Origin of the sequence: Bacillus sp. JJ1122 (assembly GCF_036964885.1) — a bacterium.
Taxonomy (GTDB): Bacteria; Bacillota; Bacilli; order Bacillales; family Cytobacillaceae; genus Mesobacillus.
Genome location: NZ_JBALQL010000019.1, coordinates 50292 through 62850 on the forward strand (window position 1 = coordinate 50292; position 12559 = coordinate 62850).

The 12559-nt window shown below is 38.4% G+C and carries 12 protein-coding genes; 7 read left to right on the forward strand and 5 right to left on the reverse strand.

The window, feature by feature from the left end:
• Positions 1 to 179 precede the first annotated feature (179 nt).
• Positions 180 to 365: a hypothetical protein gene (locus tag V7201_RS10955; protein ID WP_335376768.1), complete on the reverse strand. Its 186-nt coding sequence runs from the start codon at positions 363 to 365 to the stop codon at positions 180 to 182.
• Positions 366 to 571: 206 nt separating this feature from the next.
• On the opposite strand from V7201_RS10955, the gene V7201_RS10960 reads away from it, so the two are divergent.
• The 6 genes from V7201_RS10960 (at position 572) to pepF (ending at position 8679) form a co-directional block, all read left to right on the forward strand.
• Positions 572 to 1141, forward strand: a complete 570-nt coding sequence (locus V7201_RS10960; RefSeq protein ID WP_335376769.1) for a GNAT family N-acetyltransferase — start codon at positions 572 to 574, stop codon at positions 1139 to 1141.
• Between the two features lie 528 nt (positions 1142 to 1669).
• Positions 1670 to 2065 carry a transcriptional regulator SpxA gene (gene spxA / locus V7201_RS10965; RefSeq protein ID WP_335376770.1) on the forward strand — a complete coding sequence of 132 codons (396 nt, stop codon included), beginning with the start codon at positions 1670 to 1672 and terminating at the stop codon, positions 2063 to 2065.
• Between the two features lie 467 nt (positions 2066 to 2532).
• Positions 2533 to 3204: an adaptor protein MecA gene (mecA, locus tag V7201_RS10970; RefSeq protein ID WP_335376771.1), complete on the forward strand. Its 672-nt coding sequence runs from the start codon at positions 2533 to 2535 to the stop codon at positions 3202 to 3204.
• Between the two features lie 342 nt (positions 3205 to 3546).
• A complete protein-coding gene (gene cls, locus V7201_RS10975) occupies positions 3547 to 5058 on the forward strand; it encodes a cardiolipin synthase (RefSeq protein WP_335376772.1) in 1512 nt (503 codons plus the stop codon).
• A 268-nt stretch (positions 5059 to 5326) separates the two neighbouring features.
• Complete coding sequence (locus tag V7201_RS10980) at positions 5327 to 6559, forward strand: competence protein CoiA (RefSeq protein ID WP_335376773.1); 1233 nt, start codon at positions 5327 to 5329, stop codon at positions 6557 to 6559.
• A gap of 302 nt (positions 6560 to 6861) precedes the next feature.
• The gene (pepF, locus tag V7201_RS10985; protein WP_335376774.1) at positions 6862 to 8679 is read left to right on the forward strand and encodes an oligoendopeptidase F; all 1818 of its coding nucleotides are present in this window, start codon (positions 6862 to 6864) and stop codon (positions 8677 to 8679) included.
• Positions 8680 to 9232: 553 nt separating this feature from the next.
• Here the strand turns inward: pepF and V7201_RS10990 are convergent.
• From V7201_RS10990 to V7201_RS11005, 4 genes are all read right to left on the reverse strand, one after another.
• Positions 9233 to 10120 carry a ClpXP adapter SpxH family protein gene (locus V7201_RS10990; protein ID WP_335376775.1) on the reverse strand — a complete coding sequence of 296 codons (888 nt, stop codon included), beginning with the start codon at positions 10118 to 10120 and terminating at the stop codon, positions 9233 to 9235.
• Complete coding sequence (locus V7201_RS10995) at positions 10117 to 10518, reverse strand: globin (protein WP_335376776.1); 402 nt, start codon at positions 10516 to 10518, stop codon at positions 10117 to 10119. The genes V7201_RS10990 and V7201_RS10995 overlap by 4 nt, the downstream gene beginning before the upstream one ends.
• Before the next feature lie 196 nt (positions 10519 to 10714).
• The gene (locus tag V7201_RS11000) at positions 10715 to 11356 is read right to left on the reverse strand and encodes a lytic transglycosylase domain-containing protein (protein ID WP_335376777.1); all 642 of its coding nucleotides are present in this window, start codon (positions 11354 to 11356) and stop codon (positions 10715 to 10717) included.
• Positions 11357 to 11459: 103 nt separating this feature from the next.
• Complete coding sequence (locus V7201_RS11005) at positions 11460 to 12041, reverse strand: CYTH domain-containing protein (RefSeq protein WP_335376778.1); 582 nt, start codon at positions 12039 to 12041, stop codon at positions 11460 to 11462.
• Positions 12042 to 12160: 119 nt separating this feature from the next.
• On the opposite strand from V7201_RS11005, the gene V7201_RS11010 reads away from it, so the two are divergent.
• Positions 12161 to 12541, forward strand: a complete 381-nt coding sequence (locus V7201_RS11010; RefSeq protein ID WP_335376779.1) for a hypothetical protein — start codon at positions 12161 to 12163, stop codon at positions 12539 to 12541.
• Positions 12542 to 12559: the final 18 nt, after the last annotated feature.

Below are 12559 nucleotides of genomic sequence, written 5' to 3' on the forward strand. Positions count from 1 at the left end.
TCAGTGTCCTGCGGGCTCAGCGCAAGCCCCACGGAAAGCGAAGCGCCTGGAACGTAAATCAACAGCCTTGTTAATAGAGCCAAATGAAAAAGGCCTTAAATGAGTTTCTCATTTAAGGCCTTTTCTTATCATTAGATTATTGTAATATGGATAATGTATAATAAAACCAGGGTAACGAGTTACTTTTTGCCGCCGCCAACGTTTTTCCAGCCTGTTTGCATCCGGGCTGACTGGTCGACAAATTCAGACCTGTTTTTTCCTCCGAAAAATCTTGTGCCAATTCCATTGGTAATAACACCAATTGTTGCGGTAATTCCCACTACAAGCACAGTAACGATCGTTAAGTCCATTATGTAATCGCCCATGATAAACCTCCACCTTTTTTTACACAGATCATTTTCATGAAATGTGAATATATGATTCATGATCCCCACTCATCTTTATTTTAAAAGAATTGTTGGTGTATTAAAAGAACTTTATCAAGAAAAAATATTAGTACTATCTTGATCATGATTATATAAGAAAAGCTGGGTGCTTATCAGGATGAAAAAAATCGAAAAGGAGATAAGCCATGCACTGGTATGAAAAATTAAATCAATATTTCCCAATTGAAGAAATGAAATCAAAAGAGCATATGGAAACACTTTTAAAGGAACGTCCGGAGATTTACCATAAAGATGAAGGTCCTGGACATGTATTGATGTATGTCGAAACAGACGACTTTGTCTTCATTGATTATCTATTTGTTTCTAAGGATACAAGAGGTCAGGGGCTAGGTCATAAGCTGATCGAAAAGCTTAAGGAAAAAGGCAAACCAATCATTCTTGAGGTAGAGCCAGTTAATTATGATGACACAGATACTGAAAAACGATTGCGCTTTTACAAACGGGAAGGATTCGAACATGCCCGTACGATTGGATACCGAAGACGTTCACTGGCAACAAAGCAGATCAATGAAATGGAAATTCTATATTGGGCACCTGATCACGCTCCTGAAGAGCTAGTGTACGAAGCAATGAAAAAGACTTACAATATGATTCACACATATAAAGATAAAAAGTTTTATGGAGAGTCATATCAGCCAGTCGATGAAGTATTGACACTGGAAGAAAAGCGCAATGATTTGTTGCAGGATATTTAGGTAAAGCTTTTATGGATTCTGGGTGTATTTTGTAAATTGTACTTTTTTCGAATTGAATCGAAAGATAAATTCAGGAAAGTGAAATGTAGCGTTTAAAAAAGACAGTATAATTAGACGCATCCATGTGTATCAAATATGGATGCGTTTTCATTTTAGGTTGTCCAATTGAGAATATAATTTTTTAAAAAATAATGTTTAGCTTCTATGGGAAAGGGTAAATATAAATAAATTAATTATAACCGACAAAATCAGCTAGAATAATACGAATATCTTTATAGATAGCAATATGAAGGGTGATGAAAAAAATATAAATTTAATGAAACTTTTTTCATTTAAGTTCGTTATATATATATAAGGCTAGAATCCTTACATAATTACCCGGAATATTTTTTTAAAAGGGATACCTTTTATTGAATCCTTGGTGTATAATATTCTATATGAATTATAAAATTATACTTATTATTATTTAAGAATTTTCTAGCTTAAATAACGCAAATATAAGTAAATCAAAGGGAGTGTGAATTACCAATGGTCACTTTATACACTTCACCAAGTTGTACCTCTTGCAGAAAAGCAAAATCATGGCTTGAAGAACATGAGATTCCATATTCGGAAAGAAACATTTTTTCAGAGCCTTTATCTATTGATGAAATAAAAGAAATTCTTCGAATGACTGAAGATGGGACGGATGAAATTATTTCGACTCGTTCAAAGACTTTCCAAAAGCTTGATGTGAATTTGGAAACGATGCCTCTTCAAGAATTGTTTGAACTTATTAAAGAAAATCCAGGATTGCTGCGCCGTCCAATCATCATTGATGAAAAGCGCCTGCAAGTTGGATATAATGAAGATGAAATACGCAGATTCCTTCCGAGGAAAGTACGTACTTTCCAGTTAAGAGAAGCCCAGCGACTAGTCAATTAATACAAAGTCTCCCTTTTGGGGGGCTTTTTTTGTTGCTTAGAAATGTGTAAATTATCAAATTGGGATTTTTTAAAATATTTTTTGTGTGTTGAGATCAAGAGTGATTTTCAGTGTGCATTCATAATACATTTTAAGTTAAATAGGTGCTTGAGAAGTGGTTGGATAAAGACAGATCAATCAAAGGGAGCAAGCTGTTAAATTGAAATCCAAGCATATTTCTGATAAAATGTAAAGAATACTTTAGTTTAATGAGATATTAGCCTTTTATAAAAATGGGTGTATATTTTGTTTCCAAATTGGCTTAATATAACATAAAATAAGAGTACAAGAACGTTATTTCTATTTACCTTCCCTTTATAAAAACAAGGTGATTTAGACTTATTTATTAAGGGTAAAAGATAAAGACCAACAGCTTTTTGGGGGTATTTAGTCCCTTCAAATCTTTGCCTGGAAGGGAGAGAAAGCGAATGGAAATCGAACGTATTAATGAAAATACGGTTAAGTTTTATATTTCATACATGGATATAGAGGAGCGTGGATTTGACCGGGAAGAAATCTGGTATAACCGCGATCGCAGTGAAGAACTTTTCTGGGAAATGATGGATGAAGTTCATGCAGAGGAAGAATTTGCGGTTGAAGGCCCTTTATGGATTCAGGTCCAAGCTCTTGAAAAAGGACTAGAAGTGCTAGTTACAAAAGCACAGCTATCTAAAGAAGGCCACAAATTTGAGCTTCCGCTTCCAAATGATAAGCTTAAGGATCTGCCTGTTGATGAACGAATCGAAGAATTATTGGATCATCAATTCAATTCAAAAGATATTGATGATGAGGATGTTGACTTTGAGGACGATCTTGAATTCATGCTTCATTTCAAAGATTTAGAAGACATCATAGCCCTGTCAAAAAGGCCGGGAATCGATAAAATAAAAACGAGCTTGTTTAGTCTTTCTGACAAGTATTATTTATACATTGAATTTCCTGAACAGGATTTTTCTGACGAAGAGGAAATTGATAATATGTTGAGTGTTCTTCTCGAATACGGTCTTGAATCGAATGTTACGATCCATCGCCTCGAGGAATATGGTAACAAGATTATCGGAGAAGATGTATTTAATGTGATAAGGAAGCATTTCAGTTAAACAGAAAGCCGATTTCAGAAATGAAATCGGTTTTTTTGATAAAATGGTACCATAATAAATCCTAGTGTTATTAACTTTCTAGAAAAATTACATAGGCAGATATCAACATAGATTTGACGCCTAAAAACATCCTGGAAATAAGCACGGAGCTCGAAAGCATTTCGGATGGAAGCCAAAGTTGCCATCGAAATAGCAGCTTACAGTCGTCATCCATGATTATAGTCGATTATACTTTCTTTGAATCCATTTCATTAATAGAACCGTATATATATCCAGAGTCTTCGCATATTGTCGGTAAGTGCACTAAGTTGCGGGGAAATCAAGAGAATACAGGTGAATACCATGAAGAACACAGTCCGTATTTTATTATTTATCACATTGCTTGCAGGAGTATATTATATTTTTTACGAAAAAATGGACGCGTCTTACTTAGGGTATATAAGTATTTTCATGACGCTCACAGTAATATTTATAAGCTTTGTCATTTTCCTTGAAAATCGCCATCCATCCCAAACATTAACCTGGCTGATTGTGCTTGGCGGCTTTCCGCTCGTAGGATTTATTTTTTATTTATTATTCGGCCGTAATTATCGGAAAGAAAAAATGTTCCGAAAAAAGTACTTTCTCGATAAACAAACATTCCTAAAAATTGAAGGAGAAGCGGAAAGGGCAAATGAAATGAGGATGCAGGAGATGGAAGAGGATCATCGAAGGTTATTCACGCTTGCACAGAAGCTTGGGAACAGCCCAATTTCGTTTTCTACCTCTACCAAAGTGCTGACCAATGGTGACGAAACCTTCAGTTCTATCCTTGAACATTTAAAAAAGGCTACCCACCATATTCATATGGAATATTACATTGTCCGTCATGACCAAATCGGTGAAGAAATAAAGGAAGTATTGATTGAGAAAGCCAAGCAAGGCGTAAATGTCCGCTTTCTATATGACTCTGTCGGTTCATGGCAGCTTTCAAAGAAATATGTGAAAGATTTGATTGATGCCGGAGTAGAAATGGTCGAATTCGGGCCAGTTCGGCTTCCGTTTTTAAATAGTAAATTCAATTTCAGGAACCATCGGAAAATCATTGTCATAGATGGGTCTATTGGTTTCGTTGGCGGACTGAATATCGGGGATGAATATCTCGGAAGGGACAAGGGGTTTGGATTTTGGCGGGACACACATATGATCGTGAGCGGAGAGGCTGTGCGCAGCCTGCAGCTCATCTTTTTACAGGACTGGTTTTATATGACAAACAATAGTCTGTTAACACCGGAATATCTATCGCCTACTCTTGAGAGGAATACCCACGGTGGAGTTCAATTGATTGCCGGTGGTCCTGATAATGAATGGAGTGTCATTAAAAACATTTTCTTCTCAATGATCTCATCTGCAGATAAATCCGTATGGATTGCATCCCCTTACTTTATTCCTGATGAAGACATTTTCTCAGCCATTAAGGTTGCCGCTCTCAGCGGGCTGGATGTCAGGCTGTTGGTTCCACAGCGGCCAGATAAAAGAATCGTTTTCTTTGCATCCAGATCATATTTTCCGGAATTGCTCGAGGCTGGCGTGAAGATTTATGAATACAATAAAGGTTTTATGCATAGTAAAATTGTCATTGTAGATGGCCAACTAGCTTCAATTGGCACCTCAAATATGGACATGAGAAGCTTCCATTTGAATTTCGAAGTCAATGCATTCCTCTATAAAACATCCAGTACCGAGAAGCTTGTGAAGGAATATGAAAACGATCTAGTGGATTCCAATGAAATCGAATTAGATGATTTTAATAAACGCCATATCGGCTACAGGCTGCTTGAATCTACATCTAGACTGTTGTCGCCAATGCTGTAGCAGATTCGGATAAATTCCGGGTCTGTTTTTTTTGCTGTTTTAGAAATGATTGCTTTTGAACAGAGACTTGCAGCCGCATTTTTTAAGAGAGCAAGTCTCTTTCCAAGGAAACGTCTGAACTAAATTCACATTAAAACTTATAATAACCCAGATGCCGGTTTTTTCTTTCGTTGGGAAAGTAACAAAGTTTACGAAAAGAGCCTTTTTCAAAAAAGAGGATTTTAAGTTGTTTTATCGAATGTAAAAGGAGAAAGGAGGCGCAATTAATGTGCTAGTAGCAAATAGAAAAAATGGAGCAAGGCTGTCCATGGGGGATCAATGGGACAAAAAGGAGTTAATCGCCTTAAGATCCAAGGAAAAATTCCATTGTCCAGAGTGCAAAGAGGAAGTTATATTAAAGCTTGGCAACAAAAAGATCTGGCATTTTTCTCATCACTCTGGCAGCAGTTGCGAACACCAGTATGAAAGAGAGTCCAACTATCATCTTGCAGGGAAGCTTCAGCTTTATAACTGGCTGAAAAAGCAGGGAATCAATGCAGAGCTTGAGAAATTTGATCCATCAGTAAGACAAAAACCCGACATTGCATTCGACTGGCAGGGGAAGAAGTACGTGATTGAATACCAGTGTTCTATTATTCCAGAAGAGAATTTCATCAAAAGAACAGCAAGGTATTTTGAAAATGGTTATATCCCAATCTGGATTGCTGCGGGCAATCTTGTTAAGCGAACTGGAACAAAAGCAGTGTCCATAAACAATTTCCTTTATTTATTCATCCGGTGTCCTCGCCAAAACTGGAATATCCCTGCTTATTGTCCGTTATCAGGCCAATTCATTGACCTGAATGGTGCCATCCCTATTTCCTCACGAAAGACAATCACCCAGCTTGAAATACATTCTATCGATAAAGTTTCAGTAAATCATCTGATAAGCCCTATTAGTAAAAGCTATCCCTTTATTGATTCCTGGCAATCTGAACTGCAAAAATTCAAGTCGCGTTATCTAATGTATCCCGGTTCCTATCAAAATCATTTTCTCCAGGAACTATACCGCAACCATCTTAATCTCCTGAGTCTCCCTTCTGAAATTGGGCTTCCTGTTTTTTCAGCTCCTTATATTGAAACCCCGGCACTAATCTGGCAGACTTATCTCTACCTTGATATATTTCGGTATTTAAAAAAAGGCGATCTTATTAGCTTGGCGAAGGTTAACAATGCTTTTAACAACCGCTTGAAACGCGGGCAAATTAAGTGGAGGAGCCTTCCAGTGGCCGGAAAAGGTAATTATTCTCGGGTGCTTTCTGAATATATACAGCTCCTTACTAAAATTTCAGTTTTAACCCAAATAAGTGATTCTTTATACAAGCTAAATAGAGAGATGAAAATTTTCGATTCCATTGATCAGCAAACCGCGAACGAAGCCTATTTTTACAAAAGGTATGGAAATAGTATTGAAGCTCCTTTTTTACAGCAGGCTGTGTTAAAGGGCAATGATTGTTTTTAGAAATTCTGTTTATTTGAAGGGAAGGAGCGAGAAACTTACAAAGTGTTTATCACATTTTCTTCGTGCTTGGACCCATCCGAGGTTAAAAGAGCCATATAAAAATGTGTTTTTTAGGATTTTGGTTTCATGTAACATGAAAAGTTCGTCACCTGCGTAAAATAAGGAAGTTAAGAATTGGGTAAATAGAAATCAGAAAACTTTGTATCATATTTTCATTCTCAAGAAGGAAAAGAACAATCTTTAGCGAATTTATGATATTAGAAAAGTTTTTCGAATTCCGAAATGTTGTTAGGAGGATCTAAATGTCGAATGAATCTGCAGTAAAGAAATTGCCGCCAAGGAATGAAGTAGCCACTGAGGATACGTGGAGACTTGAGGATATTTTTGCAAATGACGAAGTGTGGGAAAAAGAGTTTAATGAAGTGAAAAGCCTGCTTCCAGGAGTTCAGGAATACCAGGGTAAATTAGCTGAAAGTGCGGACCAGCTTTACAATGCTCTACAATTGCAGGATAAGCTAATTGAAAGATTAGGAAGGTTGTATACATATGCACATATGCGATATGACCAGGATACTACGAACTCTTTTTACCAGGGTTTTGATGACCGGATCAAGAACTTATACTCACAGGCAGGAAGTGCGCTGGCTTTCATTGTTCCTGAAATCCTGGCTGTAGACGAACAAAAAATTAAAAGCTTCCTTGCTGAAAAAGAGGAATTGAAACTTTATGAGCATGCTTTAGAGGAAATCAACCTTCAGCGTCCGCACGTATTATCTGCTGAACAAGAAGCACTGCTTGCTGAAGCATCAGAAGTAATGAGCTCACCATCTAATACTTTCGGAATGCTTAATAATGCTGATCTTGAGTTCCCTTCCATTAAGGATGAGAATGGGGAAGAAGTAGAAATCACTCACGGCCGCTATATCCGTTTCCTCGAAAGTGAGGACCGCAGGGTTCGTGAGGATGCATTCAAGGCAGTATATAAGACATACGGAAGCTTCAAAAATACTTTTGCAAGCACGTTAAGCGGCAATATTAAGAAGGACAACTTTAATGCTAGGGTTCGTAAGTATGATTCTGCAAGGCATGCTGCACTTGCTGCAAATAATATTCCTGAAAGTGTTTATGAAAACCTTGTAAACACTGTAAATGACAATCTGCATCTGTTGCACCGATATGTAAAGCTACGCCGCAAGGTTCTTGGTCTGGAGAAGCTTCATATGTACGATCTTTTCACCCCGCTTGTCAAGAACGTGAAGATGGAAATTCCATATGCAGAAGCAAAGGATTACGTGTTAAAGGGATTGGCTCCTCTAGGTGAAGAATATAATAATGTCCTGAAAGAAGGATTCGAAAATCGCTGGGTTGATGTGTATGAAAACAAGGGAAAGCGCAGCGGAGCATATTCATCGGGTGCTTATGGAACAAATCCGTATATCCTTATGAACTGGCAAGATAATGTAAATAATCTATTCACGTTAGCACATGAATTTGGCCATTCAGTCCATAGCTATTACACAAGGAAGACGCAGCCATATCCATACGGCAGCTACTCCATCTTTGTTGCCGAGGTAGCGTCTACGTGCAATGAAGCTTTGCTTAACGACTATATGCTCAAAACAATCGATGATGAGCAGAAACGTCTGTACTTGCTGAATCATTACCTTGAAGGCTTCAGAGGGACTGTGTTCAGACAGACAATGTTTGCCGAATTTGAGCATATGATTCACAAGAAGGCACAGAACAACGAAGCATTGACTGCTGACTCCCTGACAAAGGATTACTATGAGCTAAATAAGAAGTACTTTGGAGATGAGGACATTGAGATTGATGAAGAAATCGGTCTTGAATGGTCAAGGATTCCGCACTTCTATTACAACTATTACGTTTATCAATACGCTACAGGTTTCAGTGCTGCCACCGCTTTAAGCAAACAGATCCTTGAAGAAGGGCAGCCGGCAGTTGAACGCTATATCGATTTCTTAAAGGCAGGAAGCTCTGATTACCCAATCGAAGTTCTGAAAAAGGCTGGTGTCGATATGACTAGCTCAAAGCCAATAGAAGAAGCACTAAAAGTGTTTGAAGAAAAATTAAATGAAATGGAAAAAATGCTTTCCTAAAATAACAAAACCGGCCGTAGCAATACAGCCGGTTTTGTTTCAGCTAAAATCCCTTAAAACTTTTACGATTATTCAAATACAGCAGTAATATAAATAATGAGAAAAAGAGGAGGGGAGAAGTGAAATACAAAGGGATGATATGCATCAGGCCTCCAATATGGAGGATAAAAGAAAAAAGAATGAAAAATGTGATAAGAGAAAATACGAATTTATCCATAATACTTTCCTCCGAAAGATCAGCTGTTTGTTAATATGTATGCCATTTTCAAGTGAATCATGAATCGTATTTGACAATATTGTGAAATAACACACAAGTTTCTTGAGATAGGGAAAGGGGTATGGTATATTAATATCGTGAAGTTGATCACAAGCAAACATTTACCCCTTTGTTTGACCGTGAAAAATTTCTCCCATCCCCTTTGTTCGTATAATATAGAGAAAGGCCTTGCAGTTGGAGAGCTGCAAGGCCTTTTTCCGGTTGTATGGCTTGAAGGATTGAATTAAAAAGCATTCAGCTGCCTACATAAAAATAACCGTGCAGTCTAATGCACGGTTAACCTTCCTGCTCCTGGTATCTCCAAAACATTCCGTATTTAGCTGGGATTTGTTCGACTTTCTGCTTGAGCAGAAGCTTTTTCATTTCCTTCTCCGCTTGGGCTACTGTCAGATCGTAAACAACAGCTACTTCCTTTGAGGCCACCATTTTGTATTGCTTTAAAAAAGTTTCAAGTGATGGAGGCTGAGCTGGTTCTGGCTTTTCAGACAGCATTTCCTCTAAAATCTGGACGTATACCTCATACGGATATAGCCCGGTAATTTTAATGCCTTCCTCTTCAATATTCGAATTGAAAAAGACAAGAGTAGGGATTTCCTGAACATCCATTTCATTCGTTATCTTTAAATCACATTGAAATGCCTTTGCGGCAGTCTCTGAATGGATATCAGTCACGAACTCTTCCACGTCAAGACCAACATTGCGTGCGCAGTTCTTCAACACGTCAAAATTGGAGACATTTTGTTTTTCTAAAAATAATACTTCCTGAAGCTTACGCAAAAATCCAATGCCCTTCTTCTTTCCTTGAAGCTCAGCTGACTTAATGGCGATTGATGCTAAGTATGGGGATGATACTGGATTCTCAAACCACAAGTTCCCGTCACAGCTCATTCCTGTTCTGCTTGCTGTTTTTTCCCAGAGCTCTGCAATTGTTTCGTAACGTTTCTTCCTGCCCATGTTCAGAGTGGCAAGCCTGCCGCTCAAAATATGACGGATGGAAAAATACTTTCCGTATTCAATTTGCAGCTTTTTGATGATTGGTTCAAGAGCCCAGCATTCAGGGCAAAGAGGATCAACGAACATATATATTTCGAGTGGCTTCTTATCCAATCCAGAGCAAAACTCTGAGGGATCATAGCTCAATAGATTCTCTCTGTTGAGTTTCATGTGCTTTCACCGGTCTCGTCATCTGGTGTATTGATCATGTGCTGGGCAGTAAGGTATAGGCGTGCGTAAAAATCCTCCCTGACTGTCCCCTCAAGCCCCACTTCATCCATCGCTTCGTTCATGCACGCAAGCCAGGCGTTTGCCCGTTTAGGTGTTACTTCAAAAGGCAGGTGCCTAGCGCGGAGCATTGGGTGGCCATGCTCGCTTGTATATAAAGGCGGCCCCCCTAAATATTGTGTCAAAAACTGCTTCTGCTTGCGTGCAGTTTCAGAAAGATCATCAGGGAATATAGGAGCAAGATCAGGATGCATTCCTACCCGGTGGTAAAAAGTGTCGACCAGCCGGTGAAGTGTTCCTTCGCCAATGGCTTCGAATGGTAAGGTCTTATTCTCAACCATATTGATAACTCCTTTAAAATAGATTTTGGAAATTTCATTCAGCTTCCATAGTTATGCTATTTATTGTAGCAATGCTATATTTATATCTCAAACAAATAGCCTTGTAATCAGTTTTTTTTACAGTGTATCCGCTTTACTAATGTACACAAAAAGGCCGTCTGTTACCACTGACAGACGGCCGAATGCGATGGGAATATCATCCATAGTAAGTGCTGGTTATTTTTTTCACGTAATTTTGAGTTTCTTTAAAAGGGGGAATGCCGCCATATTTATCGACATTTCCAGGGCCTGCATTATATGCGGCAAGAGCAAGCTCTACGTTATTGTCGTACTTGTCCATCATTTGGCGCAAGTATTTACTGCCAGCAAGAATATTTTCCGCTGGGTCAAAGATATTTTTTACCCCCAGGCTTCTGGCAGTTCCCGGCATCAGCTGCATTAACCCTGATGCACCTGCTGTGCTGATGGCATTCGGGTTGAAATTCGATTCCTTTTGTATCACAGACTTGATCAGCTTGGCAGGAAGATTGAACGCAGCCGCAGCTTGATCAACTATTTCATCAAAATTATCATTCTTCCCAGACAGTTTGGTTAGCTGAATAGGCGGAAGCATTTGCCCGATACTTACTTTATTCATACCAAAGGAGTTGACTGCAGTTTCCGTACTGCCGAATAAATCTTCTAAACGAGCTGCCGTTGCGCCTAGGGCATCATTTTCTTCTGTAAGAAGCCCAGTCAGCATTTCCTGGAACAGAGTGTTGCCGGATGGGGCAGTAGTGCTGCTGAAGTTCTGTAGTGCTTGTAATTCAAGCGTGACTTTTAACTGGTCAACGTTCATGATCAATTCTCCTGCCTGGTTTTACTCTTTTAAAAGATTGTATATTAATAAAACTTATTATAATTGATGATTACCTACTAGCTCCAAGGCTTAGCCACTTGGGTTATAAGCCTTCCCGCTTTCGGTTGTAAAACCTTTTAATTTTATTATCGGTCGTTCTCACAGGGATGTTAAGTTCATCAAGCAATTCTGAGAAAATCTTAAAGCCTTCACTTTCATCCGTTACTTCATATTCTAGCTCATAATCCTCTGTATTTAAATAGTAACTATGGTCTAGTACAAGCAGTCCGCCCTTGTAATCAAATTCTGCACGGTCGGTGGTCAATGAGCCGAAGTACTCCAGGGAATCTGCATCGTCAATTATATTGGTAATTGCGTCCTGCACTTCACCTTCAAGAATTTTTCCTGTTTTTAATATATATTCAGCCTGCGCTGGTTCAAGAAATTGATTGGTCTCAAGCAATCCTTGTTCAGCAGGCTGTTTCAACGTCATTTCAAATTGAGTATCTTTTTCTCTGATCCTTAATGCAGAGCCTTTGGCTTTCAATGAAAAGGATGGGGTATCGAAATAATGGTTAACCTGCTTTTTAAATTTTGTCAGATCTATGTTGAAGTGCTTTATTAGCCGAAGGAATTCGTCATTCGTCAGCATATTTTTAAATTCTATTTCAATATTCTGGCTCACTTTGTCCCGCCCTTTCGAAATTTATTGTTCTTATTATCTCGTTTATCAGCTTTCGCTTCAATCCTTAGTAGAAATTGCCTCTATATGATAAAATAAAAAAGATTATGGAGGTTGAAAAAATGAGCGAAAGAATTATGATTACCAATGCAATTATTGAAAATAATGAGCTGATGCTCAGCACTGATTCAAAAGCAAAAATTGCTGATTTAACAGCAACAGGGCAAATGCTAGTTGACTCTGATCAATTATCTTTTATTTATATCGTTGAAAAGGATGAAGGATATCAATATATCTCAATTCCATATGAAACCTGGAATGTGATCCATGAAGGCCTTGTCAGCGGGATGAAAGCTAATCTTGCCGCAAGCGGCCATAAGCTTAAATTACAAGGATTCAGCGAGGAAATGGAATATTTAATCTCGAATATTAAAGGGAATAGCAATTATGGAGAGGAAATGGTCGCGAAAGTGGAACAGGTTTTTGCCGCACCCTCCGCTTAGGCTTTCGTGAATAGAACC